Origin of the sequence: Planktotalea arctica (genome assembly GCF_002105285.1) — a bacterium.
GTDB lineage: Bacteria > Pseudomonadota > Alphaproteobacteria > Rhodobacterales > Rhodobacteraceae > Planktotalea > Planktotalea arctica.
In genome coordinates this window covers 418,301-444,454 of the sequence record NZ_MUHR01000001.1, presented here as the reverse complement: position 1 = coordinate 444,454, position 26,154 = coordinate 418,301, and the positions used below count along the sequence as shown (strand labels likewise).

The following is a 26,154-nucleotide window of genomic DNA, read 5'->3' as shown; positions in this document are numbered from 1 at the left end:
GTGCGGCAGTTCTAACGTCTCGCCTTATGAGCAATGAATTAGAAATCCGCACCCTTGCACGCGGTGAAGAATCCGATTGGCGCCGCCTTTGGACGGCTTATCTGGATTTTTATGAAACCTCCGTACCCGAGCATGTCTATAAAGGCACGTTTGAGCGTCTGATCGACCCCGCGAACACCAGCCAGAATGCGGCTATTGCGCTGAAAAACGGCGTTCCGGTTGGTCTTGTGCATTACATCGTGCATCCCCACAATTGGAAGCTGGAAGATGTGGTGTACTTGCAGGATCTTTACACAGACGTGAGCTCGCGCGGGGCCGGGGTTGGCCGGGCGCTTATAGAATATGTCTATGCTTTCGGCGATCAAAACGGCACGCCCGGCGTTTATTGGCTAACGCAGGATTTCAACGCAGAGGCCCGTATGCTTTATGATCGCATCGCGACACTGACCCCCTTCATACGCTACAATCGCTAAGTCAAAGGATACGACAATGACCATCCACATCGGTGCCAAGCCTGAGCAAATCGCTGAAACTGTTCTGATGCCCGGCGATCCCTACCGTGCGAAATGGGCAGCGGAGACCTTTCTGGACGACGCAGAGCTGGTGAACGAAGTGCGCGGCATGCTTGGCTATACAGGCACATGGAAGGGCAATCGCGTCACGATCCAAGGCAGCGGCATGGGCATGCCATCGCTTTCGATCTACGCCAACGAGCTGCTAAAGAATTACGGCGCAAAGACTTTGATCCGCATCGGCTCTTGCGGCGGCATGCAGCCCCATGTGAGCATTCGCGACGTAATCGTCGCGATGACGGCCTCGACATTGACCTCGCCCTCGCGTGGTTTTTTCAAAGAGCTGAATTTTGCCCCCTGCGCCGATTGGAGCCTGTTGCGCGCCGCCGTTAATGCCGCCGAAGCGAAAGGCACCAAAACCCATGTGGGCGGGATATACTCCTCGGACGTATTCTACGACGAGCGTCCTGATCTGAACGAGCAAATGGTCCGCCACGGTATCCTGGGCGTCGAAATGGAGGCGGCGGAACTCTACACACTCGCCGCACGCTACGGCGCGCGTGCTTTGGCGGTACTCACTGTCTCGGACCATTTGCAAACAGGCGAAGCCCTGCCCGCGTCCGAGCGCGAAAGCAGTTTTGGCGATATGGTCGAAATCGCATTGGAGGCGGCTTTTTCAGGTTAGGGCGGACTGGGGCCAGCCCCAGACCCCGAGGTATTTTTGGACCAGAGAAACAAGGGGCTATCTGCCGTGGCTTGCGTCGTATCCATTCTTTCTGGGTGATGCCCAAGCTCCAAGAGTGCCAGATTGCGGTTTGAAAACTTCGATCAGCAGCGGGTGGCATTCAGCCGTATCGCTGGAGTGCTCGGACGAACAATCACCGCCGGGGCACGCACTCAGCGCGCCAAGCAGGTCGATTTCGGCAAAAAATTCCAGATAATCGCCTTGCCGCACGGGGCTGGCTTTCATGAAATACTGCCCCGTGTCGCGCGTAAAGCCCGTACACATAAACACGTTCAGCACGTCGTGCACATGCGGCTCAGCTTCTCTGAGGGGAATGTCGAGATGATCCGCAAGCGCGCGGGTCAGGTTGGAATGGCAGCAATGATGGTACTGCGTGCCCGAGAGCAGATTACCCGTGTAGGGGTCGCAGCGCGTGCCAATCACATCATGAACTGAGCCACCGAACGCATCAATGCCGTACCATTCGAGCGTGTCGGTGGTGATCACTGCCATCGGGCGCAGTGAAGGGAAACTGCTCCACATACTCTCACCCGCACTGAGGTGTGTTCCGTGAAAGGCGCGGGTTTTGCCAGAGTAAAACCGCTCGCTCAGATCGTTCTTGTTCCAGATGTTAAGGTCACCGACCTGCGGCCCTTCCGGGCAGGAAATTCGAAAGAAACTCCCCGCAGGCACCTCAAAACAAGCGGCATCGCGTGCCGGTGCGAAGACCTCGCCAATTTTCTTTGCACTGATGCGCGCCTGCGCATAGAGCGCGAGGTCAGGCATTGGCAGTCCCGCAACAGGATAGCAGATCACAGGTGTAATCGCGCGACGCGCATCGGCGTCTTTCGGGGCATGTGTCATTGGCAATCCTTGTTGGTTAGCGCAACTATCGCTTTGAAACGCGCTTTGCACAATTCCCATTCATCCTAAAAAGAAACCCCGCTGCAACAGATGCAACGGGGTTAGATTTACCTCGAAGGTCGGACGCGCTTAAACCGTGCGTTCAACCATCATTTTCTTGATTTCTGCGATGGCCAGCGCCGGGTTAAGACCTTTGGGGCAGGTTTTCGCGCAGTTCATAATCGTGTGGCAACGGTAGAGCTTGAAGGGGTCTTCCAACTCGTCCAAACGCTCGCCTGTCGCCTCATCACGGCTATCGATAATCCAGCGATACGCGTGCAAAAGCGCTGCAGGTCCAAGATAGCGATCGCCGTTCCACCAATAGCTCGGGCAGGACGTGGAACAACACGCGCACATAACGCACTCATAGAGACCATCGAGTTTCTTGCGATCACCGATGGACTGCTTCCACTCTTTCGCAGGGCGGTTCGTCTTCGTCTCAAGCCACGGCATGATCGACGCGTGCTGCGCGTAGAAATGTGTCAGGTCGGGGATCAAATCTTTGATTACGGGCATATGCGGCAGCGGATAAATCTTAACGTCGCCTTTGACCTCGTCCATGCCATAGATGCAGGCTAGCGTGTTGATGCCGTCAATATTCATCGCACAGGAGCCGCAAATACCTTCACGGCACGAGCGTCGGAAGGTCAGCGTCGGATCAATCTCATTCTTGATCTTGATCAGCGCGTCCAAAACCATCGGACCACAATTGTCCATATCGACCCAATAGGTGTCGATTGACGGGTTTTTCCCGTCATCCGGGTTCCAGCGATAAATCTGGAATTTGCGGATATTGTTCGCGCCGCTCGGCTTTGGCCATGTCTTGCCAGTCGTCATGCGCGAATTCTTGGGGAGGGTCAGTTGTACCATGCTCTCACTCCTTTATAGAAACAGGCCGAGGCCGTTTTTTGAAATGCAGTTTACCGTTTCAGGGCGCTGCGCAATAGTCGTTACGGCCTCGACAGTGCTCTGGGTTACACCCGTCGCGCCGGCTTTGGCGATGTCAAAAATCTCGAAGCGGGTCGCGTTGTCGATCACACAATCGGTGATCGGCGCGGCGTTCACGCCAGGGAATTGCTGCGCCACAACACCATTGACCACGCCCTTGGCGCTTTTGCGCGCAACTGTGTCTGCGGTATCACTTGCGACAGCGCATCCCCCAAGGGCAAGGATCAAAGGCAAAGCCATCAAACGCATTAGAATGTCCGCTCTTTCGGAGCAATCTTGTCGAGGTTGATGCCGCCATCCGCCTCTGTCGTCAGCGGGTCGGTCACGACGGGGCGATGGCTCAGCGCGACCTTGTTGCCATCCACGCGGGAGATCGTGTGCACGCGCCAATTTTCATCGTCGCGCGCGGCGTAATCCTCATGGGCGTGCGCGCCGCGGGATTCCTTGCGCGCTTCAGCGCCAACGATTGTTGCCAAAGCATTCGGCATCAAGTTCGTCAACTCCAGCGTTTCCATCAGATCAGAGTTCCACACAAGTGAGCGATCCGTGACTTTCAGATCAGCAACTTTGCCCGCAACATTCGTCATTTTCTCGACGCCCTCTTTGAGGGTTTTGTCGGTGCGGAACACAGCTGCGTCGGCCTGCATGGTTTTCTGCATTTCAAGGCGCAATTCGGCGGTGGTCGTGCCGCCGTCCGCATAACGCAACCCGTCGAAGCGATCAAAGGCCGCATCAACAGAGGATTGGTTCAAGGATCCATTCGCAGCCTCGGGATCAACGATCTTGCCTGCGCGGATCGCGGCGGCGCGGCCAAAGACCACAAGGTCGATGAGCGAGTTGGAACCAAGACGGTTCGCGCCGTGAACCGAAGCACAGCCGGCTTCGCCGACGGCCATAAGGCCCGGAACAACCGCGTTCGGGTCTTTCGCGGTGGGGTTTAGAACTTCACCGAAGTAGTTCGTTGGAATACCGCCCATATTATAGTGGACCGTCGGCAGAACCGGAATTGGCTCTTTGTTGACGTTCACCCCGGCAAAGACTTTTGCGCTTTCCGAGATACCCGGAAGACGTTCCGCCAAGGCTTCGGCAGGCAGGTGCGAGAGGTTGAGGTGAATGTGATCCGCCCCCGCCCCAACACCGCGACCTTCGCGGATTTCCATCGTCATGCAACGCGAGACATAGTCGCGCGGCGCGAGGTCTTTGTAATTGGGCGCATAACGCTCCATGAAACGCTCGCCCTCGGAGTTGGTGAGATAACCACCCTCCCCGCGCGCGCCCTCGGTAATCAGGCAGCCTGAGCCGTAGATGCCAGTCGGGTGAAATTGCACGAACTCCATATCCTGAAGCGCAAGGCCTTGCCGCGCGACCATGCCGCCGCCATCCCCTGTGCAAGTGTGCGCAGAGGTAGCCGAGAAATAGGCGCGTCCGTAGCCGCCTGTCGCCAGAACAACGGTCTTGGCGTTAAAGACGTGCATCGTGCCATCGTCGAGTTTCCAGCAAACAACGCCTTGGCAGACGCCATCATCGGACATGATCAAATCAATTGCGAAGTATTCGATGTAGAATTCCGCGTTATTCTTGAGGGACTGACCATAAAGCGTGTGCAGGATCGCGTGACCCGTGCGGTCTGCCGCGGCGCATGTGCGCTGAACAGCGGGGCCTTCGCCAAATTCTGTAGTATGACCGCCAAATGGGCGTTGATAAATCTTGCCCTCTTCAGTGCGCGAGAATGGCACGCCGTAATGCTCTAGCTCGTAAACCGCTTTGGGGGCTTCACGCGCAAGATATTCCATCGCGTCTGTGTCACCGAGCCAGTCAGAGCCTTTGACCGTGTCATACATATGCCACTGCCAGTTATCGGGGCCCATGTTGCTCAGGGACGCCGCGATGCCGCCCTGCGCCGCAACTGTGTGCGAACGGGTTGGGAAAACCTTGGTGATACACGCTGTGCGCAGGCCTTGTTCAGCCATGCCGAGCGTTGCACGCAAACCAGCGCCGCCAGCGCCAACCACCACAACATCATAGTCGTGGGTTTCATATTCATAAGCTGCCATTGGGACGCTCCGAAAAATTATAGGGCCAACTTGGCGATGGCGAAAACGCCGACCGCCGCTGCGCCGTAGCTGAGGCATGTAAGAAGAATGATCAGGACTTTCTGCATAAGGCCATGCACGTAATCCTCGATCAGCACTTGTGCGCCATCGTTGAAGTGTTTGAAGCCTACAAGCAGCGTAAGCGCCGCCACGATCGCGGGGAAGGGCCGCGCGAAATATTCTGTGACCTCGGCGTATGTAGACCCGAGAATACCACCAAACGTAAAGATGAAGACTGGTACGAGGAACAGCAGCGCAACCGAGCTGACTTTCATCGACCAGAAGTGATGGGTGCCACTTTTTGCGCTGCCCATTCCGGTTGCGCGTTTGCGGTCCGTTAAAAATGCCATGTTTCGCGCTCCCTTAAATGATGATGACGGTGATGAGCGTCAGCAAGACCGAGCCACCGATGACGGCATAGCCCAACTTGTAAGCCGTATCGAGATCAAGCCCGATGGCATTGTCCCAGATCAGGTGACGCACACCTGCAAGCGTGTGATACCACATTCCCCAAAGCGACAGGAACAGGATCAGATCACCGAACCAGCTGGTTAGGAATCCGTTGGCGACAGCAAAATAGCTCTCTGAAGTTGCAGCAGCCAGAAACCACCACACAATCAGCAATGCCGCGACCAGCATGGCATTGCCGGTGATGCGCGTCAGGATCGAAGTCATGGAGGTCAGTTGGGGCCGGTAGATCGATAGATGCGGCGAGAGCGGGCGATTGCCCCTGTTCACATCAGCCATATGCAGTTCCTTTCGGTTCACTTGGCTTTGTTCTAACGCAAAAATCTTGGCTGTCACCTGATGGGGCCTCCCACAGGCGCGGTTTTTTGGCGCAAGGGGCAAAGTTTTGCAAGGTATGTGATCACACATATGCGGCGCGTGATCACAAAATGGAATTCGTTATAAAGCCCCCCTCAACGGCGAGGCCAAAAGGGCGTTTCGCGCAAGCGCAGAGTCGCACGCCGACGCTTGTGATCACACGTCTAATTCCAGCCCTCCGCTTCAGCAATGCCAGACAGCCATCCCGTCAACTCATTGCACATCGTAATGCTTTGCGCCTCAAGATCATAAAACGCGTTGGCTTCATCGCAGGGCATCACCTTGACCACAATATCGCGTGGCCATTTGAACTCGATATTGAGCGCTGTGATCTCGCGCGCGATCACCGGCATCGCGCCCTGAGCGCGCAAGATCAATGCACCGCTAAATCCGGCATTTTCACTCATCTCGTCCAAGACTGCGTTCCAGCTATCCACTGCCAGCGCATATTCATCCTCGCACGTCTCTGCGCGCTCGACGGGCAGGTCCAACTCTTGCGCAAAGGCTTCGCGCGCGTCGGGGTTCGCACCGTAAAACAGACAGACCGTCTTATAAAACCGCTGCGCGTCTGGCCCATGCGTGTCCCAAAAGGCAGGCGTGCTTTGCGATTCAGCCCAAAACAGCGCAGCGCTGTCGTAGGCCATCGCCTCTGCACTCTCGTTATCATAAAGCGCGTCGATCAACAGGATCGACAAAGTATCTGCCGCATCCTCTTCCTGCCCAAAGATCGGCACTTGCATCTGATCGATCACTGCATGGCCAAGCTCGTGATAAAAAATCGCCAATAGGTTGTTTTCAGTGAAAGCCGGAACAGGAAAAAGTGCCAAGGCGACTCCCGCCGCGTGCATCATTTCGGCATCAAAGCCCAGTAATCGAGATCGAGCAGAACCTGCGGCAAATATTTGCCATTCTCGCCCTTGGTCTCGAAGGCGGCATCGCCCTTGTAGGCCACCAGCCGCAAACGGATCGCGCCTATGCCGGGCGCATCTGTGTCGGCCTTGTCCAGCACTTCGGACCACGCGCGCACCGTATCCCCACTAAAGCACGGATTGGCATGCGCGCCGCCGTTGAGGCCGACGATCATCTGCGCATTGGCAAGCCCGTTGAACGAGAGCGCACGCGCCATCGAGATGATGTGCCCGCCGTAAATCAAGCGCTGCCCGTCATCGCGGTGGGTCGCATCGAAGTGGACCTTAGCCGTATTCTGCCACAGGCGCGTGGCCATCATGTGTTCGGCTTCTTCGATCGTCACACCGTCCACATGATCAATCGTCTCGCCAATCGCATAATCGCTCCAGCGATGCGACTCGCCCGATTGCGTGGTGTCGTAATTGCTGAAATCCAGACCTTCGGGAATGGTCAAATCGCCAATTTCGAGCACGTTTTTTAGCTCTGGAACAACCGTCTCGGGCGCGGGCGCATCAACATCACGTTTGCGCACCATGACCCAGCGCACGAACTCCATCACAACTTCATCGCGCTGGTTCAGTCCTGACGTGCGCACATAGACCACGCCGGTCTTGCCATTGGAATTTTGCTTGAGACCAATCACTTCAGAGCGCGAGCGCAGCGTATCCCCTGCATAGACAGGCTTGAGCCAGCGTCCTTCGCCATAGCCGAGGTTCGCAACCGCATTGAGCGATATGTCAGGCACGGATTTGCCAAAAACCACATGGAACGCCGCCAGATCATCTATTGGCGATTCAGGCAGACCAGACGCTCGGGCAAACTCGTCCGAGGAATACAAAGCATGGCGCGCAGGATACAGCGCATGATAAAGCGCGCGTTCACCGCCCGATACCGTGCGCGGCACCGCATGATGGATCACATCGCCAATGCTGTAGTCCTCGAAGAAGCGGCCCGCGTTGGTCTTGAGCATTACTGCGCCCCCAGTTTCATATCAGGCGTGTAGTCTGCATCCACGTCTTTCACCACCGATTGCCCGCACCGCATGATCCCTTTGACAGGATCAAACGTTTGCGTGGGCGAGCCGTAAAGCTCCCAACCCTTTGCCAAGGCATCGGACACCTTATGGCAAAAGGCGGATGTATCATCTTCGCTAAGGAAGCGGTAAATCTTGCTCATGGGTTATCCTCCAAAGGGCGAAACGCCCAAAGCGTAGTGGATCAGCGCGGTAATCGTGAAAGTAACCAGCGTGATAATAACAAGCAATTTGTCCTTCTTGGCGTCACCGGGTGCCGGACGGTTCCACTCTTCAGAGCGGTTGATCAGAATGACCGAACCGACCGCCCAAGCGAGCATGCCACCGAACAGGATGATTGAGGCTAGATCGCCATTTACCAGCAAATGCGCCACGGCCCAGATTTTAACGGCCAAAAGCATCGGATGGCGCATTTTGCCGCGTAGACGGCCCGTCGTGGCGCTCATTCCAAAGACAAAGAACGCAATTAACATCAGCAGGTTGTTGATATGGGTAAAAAAGGACGGGGGCGACCAAACACTGATGAACTCTGCCCAGCGATAACCGAAGATCATCATCAACAGGCTCACCACAATCAAAATCGCAATCGGCCCTCGCCCCTTAGCACCCATCGCGGCACGCTGCGCAGGCATCAGGCGCTTGAAATAATGGGTGACGGTCCAAAGGATAAGTCCGGCGATCAGTAGGGTCATGGCTGTTTACTCCGCAGCAAGGGCGTCTATTGCTGTCGCTTTTGCCAGAGTTTCACGTGCGGTGGCAACGTGAAGATTTTCAACGATGCGCCCGTCCACGACCGCGACGCCCTGACCACCTGCTTCCGCCTCCTCGAAGGCCGCGATCTGGCGCTTGGCGAGATCGACTTCCTCAGTGCTGGGCGCGAAGGCCGTATTGGCCACCTCGATTTGCGCAGGATGGATCAGGGTTTTGCCGTCGAAACCCATATCGCGGCCTTGCGCGCATTCGAACTTCAGGCCCTCGTTGTCCTTGAAGGCATTGTAAACGCCATCGACAATGATCAGCCCTTCGGCTTTGGCGGCAAGCAGGCATAGCTGCAGCGACGTCAGCATCGGCAAGCGATCTGCGCGAAAGCGGCTTTGCAATTCCTTGGCTAGATCATTGGTGCCCATGACCATGCCCGCGAGTTTGGGATGCGCGGCAATGTCTGCCGCGTTCAGCATGCCGCGCGGGCTTTCCATCATCGCCCAAATTGGTAGATCACCAGTGATCGCTGCCAATGCGTCAAGATCGGCGGGGCTTGCGACCTTGGGCAATAAAACAGCGTCCGCATCCATTTTTATGACCGCTTGCGCGTCCGCCACGCCCCATTTCGTGTCGAGCCCGTTGATACGCACGATCTTGAAACGTGCGCCATAGCCACCCTGCGCCAGCGCCGCCTTCAAGGTGTCGCGCGCCGTCTCTTTTTCCTCAAGCGACACCGCATCTTCGAGATCGAAGATGATCGCATCCACAGGCAAGGAACGCGCCTTGTCCAGCGCACGCGGTTTGGAACCAGGAATATAAAGAACCGAGCGGTAGGGGCGTTGGCGCATGTCCATGAGCGTCTCCTTGTAATAAAGTTGCGCGCAGATGGGCATTTATTGCCATTTTGTTCAAGCGTAAAATGCCGCGATGCAGCAAATATCGCTAAAATCCGATTCACCGCCGCGCAACGCGCGCGGGGTTAACCCTATAGTTACCGCTCGCGCTGCAAGGTCTGCGTCATCGGACACCACGGGAGGGACGAGCGGCAGGCCGCCTGCTCATCGGGAAAAGCACCGTCCGAGCAAAGGAACCTGAAGGCGCGTGATGCCGGCAAAGCCGGACAGGCCAGAGCGCGCTGTTATGTGAAGGAATGACCCTATGAACAAGCGGATGATGATCGGTGCAATGGGATTTGGCATTCTCGCCCTTGCTGCCACCACGGGCTTTGCGCAAAACGCGCGCAACTGCGCACCTCGCGACGTGGTGGTGGAACGCCTTGCCGAAAAATACGGCGAAGCGCGCCAGTCGATCGGCCTTGGTGCAAATAATTCGGTGGTCGAAATATTCGCCGCCGGCGAAACGGGCACATGGACGATCACGGTGACCATGGCGAACGGGCAGACCTGCCTCGTCGCCTCCGGGCAGAATTTCGAAACCTTGGCAGAGGTGCTGCCAGCCAAAGGCAACGACGCCTAACTCACTGCGTCGTAAATCAATTTGGTGCCCGTCACGCTCAACAAAACATAGGTGATGGCGAAGAACACGCGCTCGGGCACCATACAATGCGCTTTCACCCCGATCCACGCGCCCAGCAAGGCAAAGGGGGCAAGGACAAGATTAAGTTCCAATAGATCGAGCGTGAAAATACCCAGAAAGGCGTAGGCCGCCGCTTTGAGCAGGTTGACGATCCAGAACACAAGGACCGTGTTGGCCTGATACTGCGTCTTGCTTAGCCCGAGCGAGAGCAAATAGATCGCCGAGGGCGGCCCCCCTGCATGGCTGACGAAACTGGTGAACCCCGCTGCGGTGCCTGCGAAAAAGCCTACTTTGTCTGATAATGCGCGCGTGGACAGGCTTATCCAGCCACGCCGCTGCACGATCTGCCAGAGCACGAAAAGCACTGACATAGCGCCAATCAGAAAACGGATCACATCATCATCGACCGCGCGGTAGAGCAGCGCACCGATCAGCACCCCCGGAATACCTCCCAAGATTAGCAACCGCGCAGAGGGCCAGTGCCATTTACCCCAGAACGGGCGAAGCGTCGCCACATCGATCAACATCAAAAGCGGCAGCATCAAAGCCAAAGCCTGTCCCGGCGTCATCACAAGCGCGAGAATCGACGCAGATGCAAAGGCCGCACCAGAGCCAAATCCCCCCTTGGAGATGCCCGCGAAGATCACCGCAGGCACTGCGATGGCGAAAAAGGAAAAATCCCAAAGCACGGCGTCGTCTCTTATTTTGCCTGATTTGATACGGCTTTAGCCTGCTTGAACGCGCATTTCCAGCACGGCACACAACTGCGCCGCAGTGCAGCACACTTGCGCCAGCGCGCAAAGCGCACTAGCCATGCGCCAAATTCAATCGGACCGGAGAGAGATCCATGGCCAGACCTAAAATCGCCCTTATTGGTGCAGGACAAATCGGTGGCACGCTTGCTCACCTCGCAGCGCTGAAAGAACTGGGCGATATCGTCCTCTTCGACATTTCCGAAGGTACGCCTGAGGGTAAAGCCCTCGACATCGCGGAATCCGGCCCCTCCGAGGGTTTTGATGCTATCATGTCCGGCACCCAATCCTATGAGGATATCGCAGGCGCAGACGTGTGCATCGTGACTGCAGGCGTTCCGCGCAAGCCCGGGATGAGCCGCGATGACCTGCTTGGCATCAACCTCAAAGTGATGAAATCCGTCGGTGAAGGCATCCGCGATCACGCGCCAGACGCGTTCGTGATCTGCATCACCAACCCGCTTGATGCGATGGTTTGGGCGCTGCGCGAATTTTCCGGCCTGCCCCATGAAAAAGTCTGCGGCATGGCGGGTGTTCTGGATAGCGCGCGCTTCCGTCATTTCCTTTCGGTCGAATTCAACGTCTCCATGCGCGACGTCACGGCCTTTGTTCTGGGCGGTCACGGCGACACGATGGTTCCACTGGAGCGCTATTCGACAGTTGCGGGCATTCCTTTGCCTGATCTGGTCGACATGGGCTGGACTACACAAGACAAGCTCGACGCGATCATCCAGCGCACGCGCGATGGCGGCGCAGAGATCGTTGGCCTGCTAAAGACCGGCTCCGCCTTCTACGCACCAGCAACGTCCGCGATCGAAATGGCAGAAGCCTTCCTCAAAGACCAAAAGCGTGTCCTGCCTTGTGCTGCTTATGTTGACGGCGCTTACGGCCTTGATGGTTTCTACGTCGGCGTTCCTACAGTGATCGGCGCTGGCGGCGTCGAGCGCGTGGTCGCGATCAACATGAACAAGGACGAGCAAGCGATGTTTGACAAATCTGTCGATGCTGTCAAAGGCCTCGTTTCCGCATGCAAGGAAATTGATCCCTCGCTGGCGTGATCGCTTCCTTCAAGTGAGCTTCAAATCAGACGCGCAAGCACCTCGCTTGCGCGTTTTTTTTCGGATATATCGCACCTTAATATTCTATTTCAGCCCTTTTCTTACTGCACTGATTTATTTCGAACAAACAGACCGCACGCCCCTTGCCACAGTCAGGCGAGCCAAGTGCATCGATACTTCCACACGGCAGAGCGGGGCGAGCATTTGGCACGACCCTGCCCCCCCCCCTTTTAATCCTATCGTCTGTATCAAAGGCGGAGCCCTCAAACGCTCACGGACGGTAACGCGATGCTATTTGCAATTTTGTTCAAGTAACGCCCGAATCAAGAGAAATGACCTTGCGTCGCAAAGATTTGTGATCACACGATTAAAATGTGTGATCACAAATGTCGGAATTATCCTGCCTGCGTCACTTTATCGTTTAATCTGCCCTTAATAAACACACTATAGGGGCTAGTAATCGAAGCAAGACGGGACAGTTTCTAATGAACATCCACGAATACCAGGCCAAAGCGCTGCTCAAAAGCTATGGCGCGCCTGTTTCAGACGGCCGCGCCGTTCTGAAGGCAGAAAACGCCAAAACAGCCGCTGGCGAACTGGACGGTCCCCTCTGGGTTGTCAAAGCACAGATCCACGCGGGTGGACGCGGAAAGGGCTCCTTCAAGGAAGCCGACGCAGGCGAAAAGGGCGGCGTGCGCCTTGCATTCTCTGCGACCGAAGCCGCCGAAGAAGCCAAAAAAATGCTTGGGCGTACATTAGTCACGCATCAAACTGGTCCGGCAGGCAAGCAGGTCAACCGCATCTATATTGAAGATGGCTCGGACATCGAGGCGGAACTCTACCTCGCGCTTCTCGTTGATCGCCAAACATCGCGCATCTCGTTCGTGTGCTCCACAGAGGGTGGCATGGACATCGAAGAGGTCGCAGCCTCGACCCCCGAGAAAATTATCAGCTTTTCCGTTGATCCGGCGACAGGTTATCAGGCGTTCCATGGCCGTCGCATCGCATTCGAACTCGGCCTCAAAGGCCATCAGGTCAAACAGTGCGTCACGTTGATGGGTCAACTCTATCAAGCCTTCGTTGAAAAAGATATGGAGCAGTTGGAAATCAACCCCCTGATCGTTCTAGAAGGCTCTGGCGATCTCAAAGTGCTCGACGCGAAAGTCGGTTTTGACGGCAACGCACTTTATCGCCACGCCGACATCATGGCTCTACGCGATGAGACCGAAGAAGACAGCAAAGAGCTTGAAGCATCCAAGTACGATCTCAACTACATCGCGCTGGACGGTGAAATCGGCTGCATGGTCAACGGCGCGGGCCTTGCCATGGCGACAATGGACATCATCAAACTTTACGGCGCAGAGCCTGCCAACTTCCTCGACGTAGGCGGCGGCGCGACCAAAGAGAAGGTGACCGAAGCGTTCAAGATCATCACCTCTGATCCACAGGTCAAAGGCATCCTCGTGAACATCTTTGGCGGAATCATGCGCTGCGATGTCATCGCCGAGGGCGTTGTCGCTGCGGTTAAGGAAGTCGGCCTGAAAGTTCCGCTGGTTGTGCGCCTAGAGGGCACGAATGTGGAAGAAGGCAAAGCGATCATCAACAATTCCGACGTTGACGTAATTGCGGCGGACGACCTCAAGGATGGTGCGCAGAAGATCGTGAAAGCGGTCAAAGGGTGATACAACGGCCTGCGCCAGGAACACGAATTGCCGGAGCGGTCCTCATGACCGTTTCGCTTTCGGGATGCTTTGACAGCGCGCCTGACAAGGTTGAGTTGTCGAACATACGCCCGGCGCATGTCGTCCCCAAAAGCAGCCCCACCTCCTTCGTTTCGACCTTCGAGCAGATGTGCCTGCATCCTTTGAATTCGGGCAGCGCATTTGAGCCAACGCTCAGAAATGCGAGCTATGTTCCCACCCGCCGTGCCAATGCACGCGGGTACCGGGCATATATCGTGGATGATCGCCGCCCTGCGGTGTTGATCCGCGAGCGAAACGATCATCGTGCCTGCGCCGTTATGGCAATCGCGCGCACGGGTCAAACGCAGCGCGTCGCGAATGCCTTTCCACGGCTGTTTCCGAACGCCAAGGTTGCAAGCCCGTCACTGGTCGAGGGCGCAGAAAACGTCTGGGTCGAAGAGGGCGTGCGCAAGCGCGTGATCTTCACCTCCCGGGATCAAAGCACAACACGCGGGGCGCAGTATCGCCTTGCCGTCATTGAAACAAAATAGCCGTCTTGCGGTAATACGATTGCACTAGAAGGACCACACACCATGGCAGTTCTCGTTGACGAAAACACCAAAGTAATTTGCCAGGGCCTCACCGGCTCGCAAGGCACGTTCCACTCCGAGCAAGCGATTGCATACGGCACGAAAATGGTCGGCGGCGTGACCCCCGGCAAAGGCGGCACAACGCACCTCGACCTGCCCGTCTTCAACTCCGTGCACGAAGCGCGCCACGTTACCGAAGCGAACGCCTCCGTGATCTACGTCCCGCCCCCCTTTGCGGCAGATTCAATCCTTGAGGCAATCGACGCCGAGATGGAGTTGATCATCTGCATCACCGAGGGCATTCCTGTGCTCGACATGATGAAGGTCAAGCGCGCCCTTGAGGGTAGCAAAAGCCGCCTGATCGGCCCCAACTGCCCCGGCGTGATCACACCTGATGCGTGCAAGATCGGCATTATGCCCGGTCACATCCACAAACGCGGCTCTTGTGGTGTCGTTTCGCGCTCCGGCACTCTGACCTATGAAGCGGTCAAGCAAACCACAGACCTAGGCCTTGGCCAGTCCACTGCGGTCGGCATCGGAGGCGATCCAATCAAAGGAACCGAGCATATCGACGTGCTGGAGCTGTTCCTCGCCGATCCAGAGACGCAGTCGATCATCATGATCGGTGAAATCGGCGGCTCTGCCGAAGAGGAAGCCGCGCAGTTCCTTGCGGATGAGAAAAAGAAAGGCCGTTGGAAACCAACTGCCGGATTCATCGCAGGCCGCACCGCCCCTCCCGGTCGCCGCATGGGCCACGCTGGCGCGATTGTCGCTGGCGGCAAAGGCGGCGCAGAGGACAAGATCGAAGCAATGCGCTCCGCAGGAATTGTGGTGGCCGATAGCCCCGCGACGCTGGGCGAAGCCGTGATCGAAGCGATCGGGTAAAGTCCGCACAATCATCGGTTTGGGCCTAATGGCCCAAACCCTTTAAACATTTTGGCCCTGCCAAGGGCTGCATTCAGAAAAAGCCCCTTTCGGGAGAGCAGAATGACCGAGCAAAGCCCAAACGACCAGTTCCACGCCTCCTCCTTCATGCAAGGCCATAACGCCGAGTATCTGGAGCAGCTATATGCGCAATATGCGAATGATCCGAACGCGGTCGATGCGGCGTGGCAGGACTTCTTCTCCCAGCTTGGCGACGCTGATCTGGATGTAAAGGCCGAGGCAGCGGGCCCCTCTTGGGCGCGCGCCGATTGGCCCCCTATGCCGAATGATGATCTGACCGCGGCGCTTGATGGCCAGTGGCCTGCGCAGGTGGAAACCAAGGCGGCGGGCGATAAGATCAAAGCCAAAGCAGCAAACGCGGGTGTAGAGGTCAGCGACGAGGCGATCAAACGCGCCGTGCTCGATTCCATCCGTGCGCTGATGATCATCCGTGCCTACCGTATCCGCGGCCACCTCGCCGCCGACCTCGATCCGCTCGGCATGCGCGAAGCCTCGCGCCACCCCGAGCTTGATGCTAAGTCCTACGGTTTTACCGACGCCGACATGGACCGCCCGATCTTCATCGATAATGTTCTGGGCCTGCAAATCGCCTCCATGCGGCAGATTTTGGATATCGTAAAGCGCACCTATTGTGGCACGTTTGCTCTGCAATACATGCACATTTCCGACCCCGAAGAAGCAAGTTGGCTGAAAGAGCGCATCGAGGGCCTCGGCAAGGAAATCCAGTTCTCGCGCGAGGGGCGCAAGGCGATCCTGAACAAGATGGTCGAGGCCGAGGGCTTCGAAAAATTTCTCCACGTCAAGTACATGGGCACCAAGCGTTTTGGCCTTGATGGCGGCGAAAGCCTGATCCCCGCGATGGAACAAATCATCAAACGCGGCGGCGCTTTGGGTGTGCAGGACATCGTGATCGGCATGCCACATCGTGGCCGTCTATCGGTTCTGGCCAACGTAATGAGCAAGCCATATCGCGCCATTTTCAACGAATTTCAGGGTGGCAGCTTCAAACCCGAAGATGTGGATGGCTCTGGCGACGTGAAATATCACCTTGGTGCCAGTTCCGACCGTGAATTTGACGGCAACTCGGTGCATTTGTCGCTAACGGCCAACCCCTCTCACCTAGAGGCTGTAAACCCCGTCGTCATCGGAAAGGTGCGCGCCAAACAGGACCAGCTTAACGATACAGAGCGTACAAAGGTCATGCCGATCCTGCTGCACGGCGATGCGGCCTTCGCGGGTCAAGGCGTCGTTGCCGAGTGTTTCGCGCTCTCCGGCCTGCGTGGTCATAAGACCGGCGGCACCATGCACATCGTGGTGAACAACCAGATCGGTTTCACCACCGCGCCACATTTCTCGCGCTCCTCGCCCTATCCAACGGACAATGCGCTCGTCGTGGAAAGCCCGATTTTCCACGTCAACGGCGACGATCCCGAGGCGGTTGTTCACGCGGCAAAAGTCGCAACCGAATTCCGCCAGAAGTTCCACAAGGACGTGGTGATCGACATCATTTGCTACCGCCGCTTCGGTCACAACGAGGGCGATGAGCCCATGTTCACCAATCCGGTCATGTATAAGAAGATCAAGACCCACAAGACCACCCTCAGCCTCTACACGGAGCGTTTGATCAAAGACGGTCTGATCCCCGAGGGCGAGATCGAGGACATGAAAACCGCGTTTCAGGCGCATCTGAATGATGAGTTCGAAGCGGGTAAGGATTACAAGCCGAACAAGGCCGATTGGCTTGACGGCAAGTGGTCGCATCTGGATCGCAACAAAGAAGATTACCAGCGCGGTGAAACATCGATTTCGCCAGAAACGCTGGCTGATGTCGGAACAGCGCTGACGCGTGCGCCAGAAGGCTTCCCGCTTCACAAAACTGTCGGGCGTTTGCTCGACGCAAAGAAAAAGATGTTCGACAGCGGCACGGGTTTCGATTGGGCCACAGGCGAAGCCATCGCCTTCGGCTCGCTACTCACTGAGGGAATGGCCGTGCGCCTCTCGGGTCAGGACAGCGCTCGCGGAACCTTTTCGCAGCGCCACTCCGCCTTGATCAATCAAGACACCGAAGAGCGTTTTTATCCCCTGAACACCATCCGCGAAGGGCAAGCGCGCTACGAGGTCATCGACTCGATGCTCTCGGAATATGCGGTGCTTGGGTTCGAGTACGGCTATTCCATGGCCGAGCCCAATGCGCTTACCCTTTGGGAAGCACAATTCGGCGATTTCGCCAACGGCGCACAGATCATGTTCGACCAGTTCATAAGCTCGGGCGAAAGCAAATGGCTGCGCATGTCCGGCCTCGTCGTTCTGTTGCCTCATGGCTACGAGGGCCAAGGCCCCGAACACTCTTCTGCCCGCCTCGAGCGGTTCTTGCAGATGTGCGGCCAAGACAACTGGATCGTCGCAAACTGCACGACTCCTGCGAACTATTTCCACATTCTGCGCCGCCAGTTGCACCGCAGCTTCCGTAAGCCACTCATTTTGATGACGCCCAAATCCTTGCTGCGTCACAAGCTGGCGGTCAGCCGCGCTGAAGAATTCACCACCGGTTCCAGCTTCCACCGCGTGCTCTGGGACGATGCCCAATACGGCAATTCGGACACCAAGCTGGTCGCAGACGACAAGATCAAACGCGTCGTGATGTGCTCGGGCAAGGTTTACTACGACCTGCTCGAAGAGCGCGACGCGCGCGGCATCGACGATATCTACCTGATGCGGTTCGAGCAATTCTATCCCTTCCCCGCCAATTCCGCGGTGAACGAGTTGGAGCGCTTCAAAAACGCCGAAATGGTCTGGTGCCAGGAAGAGCCCAAGAATCAGGGCGGCTGGACCTTCATGGAGCCGAACCTAGAATGGGTGCTTAGCCGCATCGACGCGAAACATCAGCGCCCCGTTTTCGCGGGCCGTTCGGCATCCGCATCGCCCGCGACGGGCCTTGCAAGCATGCACAAAGCACAACAAACGGCGCTGATCGACGACGCGCTGACACTGGAAGGGAAATAACCCATGAGCACTGAAATTCGCGTCCCCACATTGGGCGAATCGGTCACCGAGGCCACCGTTGCAACATGGTTCAAAAAGCCCGGCGATGCCGTGGCGGTCGATGAAATGCTTTGCGAGTTGGAAACCGACAAAGTCACTGTCGAGGTCCCGGCGACCGCCGCTGGCGTCATGGGCGAAATCGTCGCAGCCGAGGGCGACACGGTTGGCGTCGATGCGCTTTTGGCCACCATCGTTGAGGGCTCCCGCGCGGGAGGAGCGCCAGCAAAAGCTGCGCCTGCCACCGCGCCCGCAGGCGACAAAAGCATCAATGTCATGGTTCCGACGCTCGGCGAATCCGTCACCGAAGCGACCGTCAGCACATGGTTCAAAAAGGTCGGCGACACCGTCGCTCAGGACGAAATGCTCTGCGAGCTGGAAACCGACAAAGTATCCGTCGAAGTGCCCTCGCCCGCTGCAGGTGTACTGTCGGAAATCACTGCACCTGAAGGCTCCACCGTTGATGCGTCGGCCAAGCTCGCCGTAATTGGCGGCGCAAGCGCACCAGCCGGTACCGCGCCAGCCGCTGCTGCCCCTGTCGTATCCACAGGCGGCAAAGACGTCGAGGATGCGCCCTCCGCCAAAAAGGCGATGGCCGAAGCCGGCATCAGCCGCGACGCCGTTACAGGCTCGGGCCGCGATGGCCGCATCATGAAGGAAGACGTAGCCAAGGCGCTCGCGTCTGTCCCCGCAGCCTCCGTCGCACCTGTCGCCGCGCCGCGCGCACCCGTCAGCGCAGATGATGCCTCGCGCGAGGAGCGTGTAAAGATGACGCGCCTGCGCCAAACTATCGCCAAACGCCTGAAGGAAAGCCAGAACACCGCCGCGATGCTCACCACCTATAACGAGGTTGACATGACCGAGGTGATGGCGCTGCGCAAAGAGTACAAAGACCTCTTCGAGAAGAAACACGGCACCAAGCTCGGGTTCATGTCCTTCTTCACCAAGGCTTGCTGCCATGCCCTGCGCGAAGTGCCCGAGGTGAACGCGGAAATCGACGGCACTGATGTGGTTTACAAGAACTTCGTGCACATGGGCATCGCCGCAGGTACGCCCTCCGGCCTTGTGGTGCCTGTGATCCGCGACGCGGATGCAATGTCATTCTCTGATATTGAAAAGGCGATTGCCGAAAAGGGCAAGCGTGCGCGCGACGGTAAGCTGTCGATGGCGGAAATGCAGGGTGGCACCTTCACCATTTCCAACGGCGGCGTCTACGGCTCGCTCATGTCCTCGCCGATCCTGAACCCGCCGCAGTCCGGCATCCTCGGCATGCACAAAATTCAGGACCGCCCGATGGCCATTAACGGCCAGGTCGTGATCCGCCCGATGATGTATCTTGCACTGTCCTACGATCACCGCATCGTCGATGGCAAAGGCGCGGTCACCTTCCTCGTGCGCGTCAAAGAGGCGCTGGAAGATCCCCGCCGCCTGCTCATGGATCTCTGATCGACGCAAATGGCCTACCTGAAGCCCGCAACGCTCACCTGCCCTAAGTGCGGTTTCCGCTCTGAGGTCAGGTGGGTAGTCGGGGTCGGTCCAAACAGTGCACCGGACAAAGCGCCCTATCGCAAGCTACACAAAACAGGTGCGTTTCTGCGCGCTAGCGAAAAGAGCGATACGCTGACTTGCCCGAAATGCGGAGGGACCGTGCCATGAGCAACTATGCAAACGCCGCCCTTGTCGCCTGCATGCGCAACGAGGGGCTGTTTATCGTTGAATGGGTCGCCTATCACCGCGTGATCGGCTTTGATCGGATCGTGATCTGCTCGAACGATTGCACCGATGGGTCCGATACGCTTTTGGACCGGCTTGCGCAATTTGGTGCCATAGATCACCTGCGCAATACAGTGCCACCAGAAACAGCGCCACAAGACAGCGGCATGCGCGCCGCTTTCGCCCATCTGGACCCGACGGACATCGAATGGATCGCTCATATCGATGCGGATGAATTTCTCAATATCGGCCTTGGCGATGGCCACATCAGTGATTTGCTTGCGCGCGCGGGTGGCGGTGATGTGATCGCGCTGCCTTGGTGGGCGTTTGGCGATAGCGGACACAAGCATTGGCCCGGCTCAGTGCTTGAACATTTCACCTACGCCGAAGAGCACCCCATACCCGAGCGCTGCAAGTTCAAATCCATGTTCCGCTTTCGCGACTTCGAGCACGCGAGCGATCATCGTCCAATCGGGCCGAAAAAGGACAACACCAAAGTGCGCAGCGTCGAGGGCAAAGGCTTGAATGCAACCATATTGAACACGCCAGAGCGTTCAAAATACCGCCCGTTTGATCGCTCGATCCAGCCTCAGGCCGCCTGCGTCAACCATTACGCTGTCCCGTCGCGCGATGTTTTTCTGATGAAGAATGATCGCGGCGATGGCCAGGCAACGCGCAGCGACAAATACATGCTCGGATCGCGCTGGCATCAGATCGCAAACCAGAATACGCGCCAAAATCTATCCATCCAGCGCCATCTCGGTGCCGTGCAAAACGAAATGGCCCGTTTGCGTGCACAACCAGACATCAATGCCGCAGAAACCCGCTGCAAAGCGTGGCTCACAGCCCGAAGCGCGGCGCTCCTGACACCTGAACAAATCCGCAAATGGTCCAAGCCACAAGCAAGGGATACACCCGCATGACACCCGAACTCACCGCTCTCACGCTCGCAGCCTTGCTGCAAGTTTTGCAATTTTTCGCTTACTCCGCAGTCTCCATCCGCCAGGTTGGCATGCACAAAGCCGCCGGCCCGCGCGACAAGCACATCCAGCTCACCGGCACCGCAGGGCGCTTGCAACGTGCGATGAACAACCACTTCGAGGGGTTAATCCTGTTCACTATTGCCGTGCTCGTCGTGACTTACTCGGATCAAACCAGCGCGATTACCATGCTCTGCGCCTTCACCTATCTTGGTGCACGCATCCTCTACGTGCCCGCTTATGTTTTCGCCCTAACGCCCTGGCGTTCGCTCATCTGGTTAGTCGGCCTGCTTGCAACGGTTATCATGCTGCTCGCCGCCCTCTTTTGACTTCATCTTGCCTATAAACTCTGGGGGGTCTCGGCTTGCCGAGGCGGGGGCAACGCCCCCTCCCCGTTCTCACCAAAAGGATACATCATGTCTGACTATGACGTCATCATCATCGGTTCCGGCCCCGGCGGCTATGTCTGCGCCATTCGTTGCGCGCAATTGGGTCTGAAAACAGCCTGCGTAGAGGGGCGCGATACGCTCGGCGGTACGTGCCTCAATGTTGGCTGCATACCCTCCAAAGCCTTGCTGCACGCTTCGCATCAGCTCCATGAGGCAGAGCATAACTTTGCCAAAATGGGCCTCAAGGGCAAAAGTCCCTCGGTCGATTGGACCCAAATGCTCACCTATAAGGACGAGGTGATCGAGGGTAACACCAAGGGTATCGAATTCTTGTTCAAGAAAAACAAGATCGACTGGCTCAAAGGCTGGGGTTCCATTCCCGAGGCAGGCAAAGTCAAAGTCGGCGACGAGGTTCACACAGCCAAGAACATTATCGTAGCCTCCGGCTCAGAGCCATCCTCCCTGCCCGGCATCGAGGTGGATGAGAAAATTGTCGTCACCTCCACAGGTGCGCTGGAACTAGGCAAAATCCCCAAAAAAATGGTTGTGATTGGCGCAGGCGTGATCGGTCTTGAGCTTGGTTCGGTCTATTCCCGTCTCGGCTCCGAAGTGACCGTCGTCGAGTTTCTTGACGCCATCACACCAGGTATGGACGCCGAGGTGCAAAAAACCTTCCAGCGCATACTTTCCAAACAAGGCTTGAACTTCATCATGGGGGCCGCCGTGCAAGGCGTGGAAACCACCAAAACCAAAGCGAAAGTCGCCTACAAACTGCGCAAGGACGACAGCGAGCATGTGATCGACGCGGACACGGTTCTCGTAGCGACAGGCCGCCGCCCCTACACCGACGGTCTTGGCCTCGAAGCGCTCGGCGTCGAGATGTCCGAGCGCGGCCAGATCAAGACAGGCGCGGACTGGCAGACCAACGTCAAAGGCATCTACGCCATCGGCGATGCGATCTCTGGTCCAATGCTAGCGCACAAGGCCGAGGATGAGGGCATGGCCGCTGCCGCGCAGATCGCAGGTAAACACGGCCATGTGAATTACGGCGTTATTCCGGGCGTGATTTACACGCATCCAGAAGTCGCCAATGTCGGTAAGACGGAGCAGGAATTGAAAGAAGCAGGCGTAAATTACAAGGCCGGCAAGTTTTCCTTTATGGGTAATGGCCGCGCTAAGGCGAATTTTGCCGCTGACGGTTTCGTCAAGATTCTTGCAGACAAGGACACGGACCGTATTTTGGGTGCGCATATCATCGGCCCAAGCGCTGGCGATTTGATCCATGAGGTCTGCGTTGCGATGGAATTCGGAGCCTCTGCCGAGGACCTTGCTATGACATGCCACGCCCACCCGACCTATTCGGAAGCTGTGCGCGAAGCGGCCCTCGCCTGTGGCGACGGCGCGATCCACGCTTGATCCAAGCTCAATTTTTCAAAAGTTGAGTGTACTAAATCTCGAAACCCGCTTCACGCATCAAGGCGTTGGAGCGGGTTTCCACCCGCTCTTCCAGCAGGGCCATAAACTTATCACGTGGTAATCCCGGCTCGATCGGCTCCAGAAACTCAACCACGGCCACACCCGGTTTACGGTAGATCCCTGTGCGTGGCCAAAACACCCCAACATTGGTTGCGACCGGAAAACAGGTCTGACCCAACTGCTCGTATAAAACGCCCGTACCCACCTTATATGGCTTTATCGCCCCGGGCGCGACGCGCGTACCTTGGCTGTAAATAATCAATTGACCCGGCTCGAGCGCGCCCGCTTTAACATCGGACACCATTTTTTCGATCGCTGCCCCGCGCTTGCCGCGATCTACGGCGATACAGTTCAACAGTTTGGCATATTGTCCGACGACGGGCGTCCATAAAATTGACTTTTTCATGATGAATTTACCGGATGGAATTGCCGTGAAAATCATCATTATGTCCAGAAAGCTCTGGTGTTTAGCCGCAACCAAGCCCGGCTCGGAGGGCGGAGTGCCGCGCACTTCCACCTTAAGGCCGACCATCCAACGGGCCGTCCAGAACACCCAACGGCTATAGCTCTTGCAACACGCGCGCGCGCCGCGCTTGGAGAACAACGCCCAAGGCGCAAAAGCGAGGCCAATAATCGGCATCATGAAATAGATTTGCCCGACAAATAGCAGCGAGCGCAGCCATTGAACCGGATTTTTCGTTTCATTCATGTCAGGCTCCGCAATGTGTTGCGCGCCGCAAGGCGCGTGGCGATAAAGGCAACGACGCCCGCAAGAACAGGGATTAGCAGAAGCAGAAGCCAATGCGCCCCTTGAAACCCGAGCCCCGTCAGAAAACCGCCCTCCTGCGAAGCGCTTGGCAGCAGCATGAGCGCCAGCGCGCCAAGCAATGTGCCTACACCAGCTCCCCCAAGCGCGCGCAGCGTAAAGCGGCGCATAAAAGCTTGCGCGATATAGCTGTCGCGAGCACCCACAAGGCGCATCACTGCGATCACCTGCGCGTTCGCAGCAAGCGCAGCATTGGCCGCAAGCGTAATCATCGCACCAGTGGCCAGCACGATCAACAGGATCGACAGCCATCCCAGCAAGCGCAGCGAGCCTGCGGCAGCGACCAAAGGTGCGCGCCAACGTGCATGATTGTCAAGAACCGCGCCTGGAACCTCCCCTGCAAGGCGCAGGCGCAGCCCGTCCCCGTCAAAACCTTGGGCGGTTTCGATCACTTCGATCATCTGCGGCAAAGGCAGCGTTTCCAGCGCGAGCTCTGGCCCGAACCAGGGTGCAAGCAAGTCACGCTGTTCCTGCAAGTTAAGTGCGCGCGCCGATTGCACGCCCTGCGTGGTGCGCAGCACATTCAATGCGGCTTCGGTTTGGGCCGCCATCTGCTCGCTCGGCGCGGAAATGCGCACAGTCGCGCTGCGCGCCAACTCGTCGCTCCAACGATCGGCAAGCCGCCCAGCGGCAAGTGACAGCGCCAGTGCAAACACCACTAAAAACGCCATGGCGCCCGCGCTAAACACGGTCAGGCGAACCGTGAAACCCGTGGGCGGCACTGCGCGTTCGGCCTGCGCATCGCCGATGGCGAAGTCCAGTATGGATTGAAACGCACTCACAAATCCGCCCCCGCAAGTTGCAGCCGCCTACCCGAAATGCGCAACACTCTCGCTTGCACCTGATTCTTTGCAGCGCGAATTAGCCCCAGATCATGCGTCGCGATCATGATCGTCTTGCCCATGCGGTTAAGCTCGATCAGCAGCGTCAAAAGGCGCTGCGACATTTCCCAATCCACATTGCCCGTCGGCTCGTCCGCAAGAATCACTTCGGGTGACATGATGATCGCGCGGGCAAGCGCGGCGCGTTGTCGCTCTCCACCAGAAAGCTCCGGCGGCATCGCCTCGGCGCGCGCAGTCAGACCCACCCAGCCCATCAGTTCCTTGAGATTGGCGTCATCATCCAGCGCTTCTTGCCCGCTGACTGTCAGGGGCAACGCCAGATTTTCGCGTAAACTCAGATGATCAAGGAACTGGCAATCTTGATGCACCACCCCGACACGGCGACGTGCCAGCGCGATATCATCGCGGTTCATCGTGCGCACATCTTCGCCAAACAGGCGCACGCTGCCAGATGTGGGCACCAAAGCGCCGTAGCACAGCTTTAAGAACGTGGTTTTGCCAGAACCGGAAGGTCCGGTCAGAAAATGAAATGACCCGGGCGCAAGGCGCAGCGAAACATCGCTTAAAAGCTCTCCGCCACTATAGCTATGGGCAACTGTCTCAAACTCGATCACAGAGCGACCTTTCCTGTTGCCCGCCTTTTCGGCAAGCGTTTCCCCGTTGTGCCTGAGCGCGCAGGTGGATTCAATCACTGCGACGTGCAAGCGAGCGAATGGGATTTACCATAGCAGCATGTCGTCATAAGGTGATGCGAACAATGGGCTTTGCAGGCCTTGGGACTATGCCGATAAGGTAGGGTGAGAATATGCGTTTGATTTGCCCGAATTGCGGGGCTCAATATGAGGTGCCCACCGAGGTCATCCCGACCGAAGGTCGTGATGTGCAGTGCTCGGCCTGCTCGAACACATGGTTTCAAGACCATCCCGATCATGATCACGGCCTCGCGGACGAGGGAGATGCGCCAAGTGTGGAGCCTGTTGCACCGCCGCCGCCCGACGCGCCCCGTGTCGAAGCCCCTGAACAGGAGCCAGAAGAGCAGCCCGACCCTATCGAAGAACCTCAATCCATGCCCAAAGTGGCCAAGCGTGAGCTTGATCCACACGTCTCCGAGCTTTTACGCGAAGAGGCCGAATTCGAGGCAGCAGCGCGCGCCGCAGAACATGGCGCGCCGTTGGAAAGCCAGCCGGATCTGGGCCTTGATGCTGTTGCAGAGGATGAGAGCGCTCGGCGCGCCCGCGAAGCCCGTGAACGCATGGCACGGATGCGCGGTGAGCCGGTTCCGGCGCAGGTCGCCGTCGCTAACGCGACTGCTGCTGCCGGATCGCGCCGCGATCTGCTGCCCGATATTGAAGAAATCAACTCGACCCTACGCTCTTCGGGCGAGCGTCGCCGTCCCGCCGAGGCGGCCGATGCAGACCTGCGTGGCACCGCGCCACGCATGGAGCGAAAAGGGCGTGGCTTTCGACGCAGCTTTTTGACAGTGACCCTTCTGGCCGCAATCGCGCTTGCAGCCTATGTCTACGGTCCGAAGATCAGCGCCATGGTGCCCACCGCCGAACCTGCCGTCGCGCAGTATACTACGGCTGTCGAAGGCGCACGCAACTGGCTCGGCACATCATTGCAAAAGGGCCTTAGCTGGCTTGATCAAATGGCTTCGGAAAACCTCTAAGTCTCTGA

General features: G+C 57.4%; 28 protein-coding genes. 13 read left to right on the top strand and 15 right to left on the bottom strand.

What is annotated here, in order from left to right; all coding sequences use genetic code 11:
- The first annotated feature begins 26 nt into the window (after positions 1 to 26).
- Together B9P63_RS02250 and deoD are read left to right on the top strand one after the other, a co-directional pair.
- Complete coding sequence (locus B9P63_RS02250) at positions 27 to 473, top strand: GNAT family N-acetyltransferase (RefSeq protein ID WP_085306903.1); 447 nt, start codon at positions 27 to 29, stop codon at positions 471 to 473.
- 16 nt (positions 474 to 489) lie between these two features.
- Positions 490 to 1,197, top strand: coding sequence for a purine-nucleoside phosphorylase (gene deoD / locus B9P63_RS02245; protein WP_085306902.1), 708 nt, complete (start codon positions 490 to 492; stop codon positions 1,195 to 1,197).
- Between the two features lie 57 nt (positions 1,198 to 1,254).
- Here deoD and B9P63_RS02240 read toward each other — a convergent pair whose 3' ends face one another.
- The 11 genes from B9P63_RS02240 to B9P63_RS02190 form a co-directional block, all read right to left on the bottom strand.
- Positions 1,255 to 2,100 (bottom strand): urea carboxylase-associated family protein, encoded by an 846-nt coding sequence (locus B9P63_RS02240; protein ID WP_085307063.1) that lies wholly within the window; start codon positions 2,098 to 2,100, stop codon positions 1,255 to 1,257.
- A gap of 129 nt (positions 2,101 to 2,229) precedes the next feature.
- On the bottom strand, positions 2,230 to 3,009 hold the full coding sequence (locus B9P63_RS02235) for a succinate dehydrogenase iron-sulfur subunit (protein ID WP_085306901.1): 780 nt from the start codon (positions 3,007 to 3,009) through the stop codon (positions 2,230 to 2,232).
- Between the two features lie 12 nt (positions 3,010 to 3,021).
- On the bottom strand, positions 3,022 to 3,336 hold the full coding sequence (locus tag B9P63_RS02230) for a succinate dehydrogenase (RefSeq protein WP_085306900.1): 315 nt from the start codon (positions 3,334 to 3,336) through the stop codon (positions 3,022 to 3,024).
- Positions 3,336 to 5,141 carry a succinate dehydrogenase flavoprotein subunit gene (gene sdhA, locus B9P63_RS02225; RefSeq protein ID WP_085306899.1) on the bottom strand — a complete coding sequence of 602 codons (1,806 nt, stop codon included), beginning with the start codon at positions 5,139 to 5,141 and terminating at the stop codon, positions 3,336 to 3,338. The genes B9P63_RS02230 and sdhA overlap by 1 nt, the downstream gene beginning before the upstream one ends.
- 17 nt (positions 5,142 to 5,158) lie before the next feature.
- A complete protein-coding gene (gene sdhD, locus B9P63_RS02220; protein ID WP_085306898.1) occupies positions 5,159 to 5,530 on the bottom strand; it encodes a succinate dehydrogenase, hydrophobic membrane anchor protein in 372 nt (123 codons plus the stop codon).
- Positions 5,531 to 5,543: 13 nt separating this feature from the next.
- Positions 5,544 to 5,927 carry a succinate dehydrogenase, cytochrome b556 subunit gene (gene sdhC, locus B9P63_RS02215; protein WP_085307062.1) on the bottom strand — a complete coding sequence of 128 codons (384 nt, stop codon included), beginning with the start codon at positions 5,925 to 5,927 and terminating at the stop codon, positions 5,544 to 5,546.
- A 242-nt stretch (positions 5,928 to 6,169) separates the two neighbouring features.
- Positions 6,170 to 6,832: a DUF4344 domain-containing metallopeptidase gene (locus tag B9P63_RS02210; RefSeq protein ID WP_245830525.1), complete on the bottom strand. Its 663-nt coding sequence runs from the start codon at positions 6,830 to 6,832 to the stop codon at positions 6,170 to 6,172.
- A gap of 20 nt (positions 6,833 to 6,852) precedes the next feature.
- Positions 6,853 to 7,884 (bottom strand): MaoC family dehydratase, encoded by a 1,032-nt coding sequence (locus B9P63_RS02205; RefSeq protein WP_085306896.1) that lies wholly within the window; start codon positions 7,882 to 7,884, stop codon positions 6,853 to 6,855.
- Positions 7,884 to 8,090 carry a DUF1737 domain-containing protein gene (locus B9P63_RS02200; RefSeq protein WP_085306895.1) on the bottom strand — a complete coding sequence of 69 codons (207 nt, stop codon included), beginning with the start codon at positions 8,088 to 8,090 and terminating at the stop codon, positions 7,884 to 7,886. Before B9P63_RS02200 ends, B9P63_RS02205 begins: the two co-directional genes overlap by 1 nt.
- 3 nt (positions 8,091 to 8,093) lie before the next feature.
- Positions 8,094 to 8,639 carry an NnrU family protein gene (locus B9P63_RS02195; protein ID WP_085306894.1) on the bottom strand — a complete coding sequence of 182 codons (546 nt, stop codon included), beginning with the start codon at positions 8,637 to 8,639 and terminating at the stop codon, positions 8,094 to 8,096.
- Between the two features lie 6 nt (positions 8,640 to 8,645).
- Complete coding sequence (locus tag B9P63_RS02190) at positions 8,646 to 9,503, bottom strand: HpcH/HpaI aldolase/citrate lyase family protein (RefSeq protein ID WP_085307061.1); 858 nt, start codon at positions 9,501 to 9,503, stop codon at positions 8,646 to 8,648.
- 304 nt (positions 9,504 to 9,807) lie between these two features.
- Between B9P63_RS02190 and B9P63_RS02185 the strand changes: the two genes are divergently transcribed.
- Complete coding sequence (locus B9P63_RS02185; protein ID WP_425439725.1) at positions 9,808 to 10,125, top strand: hypothetical protein; 318 nt, start codon at positions 9,808 to 9,810, stop codon at positions 10,123 to 10,125.
- On the opposite strand, the gene B9P63_RS02180 is transcribed toward B9P63_RS02185, so the two are convergent.
- Positions 10,122 to 10,874: a sulfite exporter TauE/SafE family protein gene (locus tag B9P63_RS02180; protein WP_245830523.1), complete on the bottom strand. Its 753-nt coding sequence runs from the start codon at positions 10,872 to 10,874 to the stop codon at positions 10,122 to 10,124. The two genes, B9P63_RS02185 and B9P63_RS02180, sit on opposite strands and share 4 nt — an antisense overlap.
- A 158-nt stretch (positions 10,875 to 11,032) precedes the next feature.
- Here B9P63_RS02180 and mdh point away from each other — a divergent pair, with 158 nt between their 5' ends.
- The 9 genes from mdh (at position 11,033) to lpdA (ending at position 22,749) form a co-directional block, all read left to right on the top strand.
- A complete protein-coding gene (mdh, locus tag B9P63_RS02175) occupies positions 11,033 to 11,995 on the top strand; it encodes a malate dehydrogenase (RefSeq protein WP_085306892.1) in 963 nt (320 codons plus the stop codon).
- Between the two features lie 485 nt (positions 11,996 to 12,480).
- Positions 12,481 to 13,677, top strand: a complete 1,197-nt coding sequence (gene sucC / locus B9P63_RS02170) for an ADP-forming succinate--CoA ligase subunit beta (RefSeq protein WP_085306891.1) — start codon at positions 12,481 to 12,483, stop codon at positions 13,675 to 13,677.
- A 44-nt stretch (positions 13,678 to 13,721) separates the two neighbouring features.
- The gene (locus tag B9P63_RS02165) at positions 13,722 to 14,228 is read left to right on the top strand and encodes a hypothetical protein (protein WP_085306890.1); all 507 of its coding nucleotides are present in this window, start codon (positions 13,722 to 13,724) and stop codon (positions 14,226 to 14,228) included.
- Between the two features lie 42 nt (positions 14,229 to 14,270).
- Entirely contained in the window at positions 14,271 to 15,152 is an 882-nt protein-coding gene (gene sucD / locus B9P63_RS02160; protein WP_085306889.1) for a succinate--CoA ligase subunit alpha, read from the top strand.
- Between the two features lie 102 nt (positions 15,153 to 15,254).
- Positions 15,255 to 18,215, top strand: coding sequence for a 2-oxoglutarate dehydrogenase E1 component (locus tag B9P63_RS02155; protein WP_085306888.1), 2,961 nt, complete (start codon positions 15,255 to 15,257; stop codon positions 18,213 to 18,215).
- A 3-nt stretch (positions 18,216 to 18,218) separates the two neighbouring features.
- Positions 18,219 to 19,697: a 2-oxoglutarate dehydrogenase complex dihydrolipoyllysine-residue succinyltransferase gene (odhB, locus tag B9P63_RS02150; RefSeq protein WP_085306887.1), complete on the top strand. Its 1,479-nt coding sequence runs from the start codon at positions 18,219 to 18,221 to the stop codon at positions 19,695 to 19,697.
- Positions 19,698 to 19,903: 206 nt separating this feature from the next.
- Positions 19,904 to 20,887, top strand: coding sequence for a glycosyltransferase family 2 protein (locus B9P63_RS02145; RefSeq protein WP_176219080.1), 984 nt, complete (start codon positions 19,904 to 19,906; stop codon positions 20,885 to 20,887).
- A complete protein-coding gene (locus B9P63_RS02140; RefSeq protein WP_085306885.1) occupies positions 20,884 to 21,273 on the top strand; it encodes an MAPEG family protein in 390 nt (129 codons plus the stop codon). The genes B9P63_RS02145 and B9P63_RS02140 overlap by 4 nt, the downstream gene beginning before the upstream one ends.
- An 87-nt stretch (positions 21,274 to 21,360) precedes the next feature.
- A complete protein-coding gene (gene lpdA / locus B9P63_RS02135; RefSeq protein ID WP_085306884.1) occupies positions 21,361 to 22,749 on the top strand; it encodes a dihydrolipoyl dehydrogenase in 1,389 nt (462 codons plus the stop codon).
- A 31-nt stretch (positions 22,750 to 22,780) separates the two neighbouring features.
- Here lpdA and B9P63_RS02130 read toward each other — a convergent pair whose 3' ends face one another.
- From B9P63_RS02130 to B9P63_RS02120, 3 genes are read right to left on the bottom strand one after another with little or no spacing between them, the layout of a single operon-like run.
- Positions 22,781 to 23,518 carry a lysophospholipid acyltransferase family protein gene (locus tag B9P63_RS02130; protein ID WP_085306883.1) on the bottom strand — a complete coding sequence of 246 codons (738 nt, stop codon included), beginning with the start codon at positions 23,516 to 23,518 and terminating at the stop codon, positions 22,781 to 22,783.
- The gene (locus B9P63_RS02125; protein WP_085306882.1) at positions 23,515 to 24,417 is read right to left on the bottom strand and encodes a cell division protein FtsX; all 903 of its coding nucleotides are present in this window, start codon (positions 24,415 to 24,417) and stop codon (positions 23,515 to 23,517) included. The genes B9P63_RS02130 and B9P63_RS02125 overlap by 4 nt, the downstream gene beginning before the upstream one ends.
- Complete coding sequence (locus B9P63_RS02120; RefSeq protein WP_085307059.1) at positions 24,414 to 25,091, bottom strand: cell division ATP-binding protein FtsE; 678 nt, start codon at positions 25,089 to 25,091, stop codon at positions 24,414 to 24,416. The genes B9P63_RS02125 and B9P63_RS02120 overlap by 4 nt, the downstream gene beginning before the upstream one ends.
- 191 nt (positions 25,092 to 25,282) lie before the next feature.
- Between B9P63_RS02120 and B9P63_RS02115 the strand changes: the two genes are divergently transcribed.
- The gene (locus B9P63_RS02115) at positions 25,283 to 26,146 is read left to right on the top strand and encodes a zinc-ribbon domain-containing protein (RefSeq protein WP_085306881.1); all 864 of its coding nucleotides are present in this window, start codon (positions 25,283 to 25,285) and stop codon (positions 26,144 to 26,146) included.
- Positions 26,147 to 26,154 lie beyond the last annotated feature (8 nt).

What these genes read in the sequence shown, in the direction of transcription:
- B9P63_RS02250 (WP_085306903.1), top strand. Translation starts at nt 27, where the DNA reads ATGAGCAATGAATTAGAAATCCGCACCCTTGCACGCGGTGAAGAATCC.
- deoD (WP_085306902.1), top strand. Translation starts at nt 490, where the DNA reads ATGACCATCCACATCGGTGCCAAGCCTGAGCAAATCGCTGAAACTGTT.
- B9P63_RS02240 (WP_085307063.1), bottom strand. Translation starts at nt 2,100, where the DNA reads ATGACACATGCCCCGAAAGACGCCGATGCGCGTCGCGCGATTACACCT.
- B9P63_RS02235 (WP_085306901.1), bottom strand. Translation starts at nt 3,009, where the DNA reads ATGGTACAACTGACCCTCCCCAAGAATTCGCGCATGACGACTGGCAAG.
- B9P63_RS02230 (WP_085306900.1), bottom strand. Translation starts at nt 3,336, where the DNA reads ATGCGTTTGATGGCTTTGCCTTTGATCCTTGCCCTTGGGGGATGCGCT.
- sdhA (WP_085306899.1), bottom strand. Translation starts at nt 5,141, where the DNA reads ATGGCAGCTTATGAATATGAAACCCACGACTATGATGTTGTGGTGGTT.
- sdhD (WP_085306898.1), bottom strand. Translation starts at nt 5,530, where the DNA reads ATGGCATTTTTAACGGACCGCAAACGCGCAACCGGAATGGGCAGCGCA.
- sdhC (WP_085307062.1), bottom strand. Translation starts at nt 5,927, where the DNA reads ATGGCTGATGTGAACAGGGGCAATCGCCCGCTCTCGCCGCATCTATCG.
- B9P63_RS02205 (WP_085306896.1), bottom strand. Translation starts at nt 7,884, where the DNA reads ATGCTCAAGACCAACGCGGGCCGCTTCTTCGAGGACTACAGCATTGGC.
- B9P63_RS02200 (WP_085306895.1), bottom strand. Translation starts at nt 8,090, where the DNA reads ATGAGCAAGATTTACCGCTTCCTTAGCGAAGATGATACATCCGCCTTT.
- B9P63_RS02195 (WP_085306894.1), bottom strand. Translation starts at nt 8,639, where the DNA reads ATGACCCTACTGATCGCCGGACTTATCCTTTGGACCGTCACCCATTAT.
- B9P63_RS02190 (WP_085307061.1), bottom strand. Translation starts at nt 9,503, where the DNA reads ATGGACATGCGCCAACGCCCCTACCGCTCGGTTCTTTATATTCCTGGT.
- B9P63_RS02185 (WP_425439725.1), top strand. Translation starts at nt 9,808, where the DNA reads ATGAACAAGCGGATGATGATCGGTGCAATGGGATTTGGCATTCTCGCC.
- mdh (WP_085306892.1), top strand. Translation starts at nt 11,033, where the DNA reads ATGGCCAGACCTAAAATCGCCCTTATTGGTGCAGGACAAATCGGTGGC.
- sucC (WP_085306891.1), top strand. Translation starts at nt 12,481, where the DNA reads ATGAACATCCACGAATACCAGGCCAAAGCGCTGCTCAAAAGCTATGGC.
- B9P63_RS02165 (WP_085306890.1), top strand. Translation starts at nt 13,722, where the DNA reads ATGACCGTTTCGCTTTCGGGATGCTTTGACAGCGCGCCTGACAAGGTT.
- sucD (WP_085306889.1), top strand. Translation starts at nt 14,271, where the DNA reads ATGGCAGTTCTCGTTGACGAAAACACCAAAGTAATTTGCCAGGGCCTC.
- B9P63_RS02155 (WP_085306888.1), top strand. Translation starts at nt 15,255, where the DNA reads ATGACCGAGCAAAGCCCAAACGACCAGTTCCACGCCTCCTCCTTCATG.
- odhB (WP_085306887.1), top strand. Translation starts at nt 18,219, where the DNA reads ATGAGCACTGAAATTCGCGTCCCCACATTGGGCGAATCGGTCACCGAG.
- B9P63_RS02145 (WP_176219080.1), top strand. Translation starts at nt 19,904, where the DNA reads ATGAGCAACTATGCAAACGCCGCCCTTGTCGCCTGCATGCGCAACGAG.
- B9P63_RS02140 (WP_085306885.1), top strand. Translation starts at nt 20,884, where the DNA reads ATGACACCCGAACTCACCGCTCTCACGCTCGCAGCCTTGCTGCAAGTT.
- lpdA (WP_085306884.1), top strand. Translation starts at nt 21,361, where the DNA reads ATGTCTGACTATGACGTCATCATCATCGGTTCCGGCCCCGGCGGCTAT.
- B9P63_RS02130 (WP_085306883.1), bottom strand. Translation starts at nt 23,518, where the DNA reads ATGAATGAAACGAAAAATCCGGTTCAATGGCTGCGCTCGCTGCTATTT.
- B9P63_RS02115 (WP_085306881.1), top strand. Translation starts at nt 25,283, where the DNA reads ATGCGTTTGATTTGCCCGAATTGCGGGGCTCAATATGAGGTGCCCACC.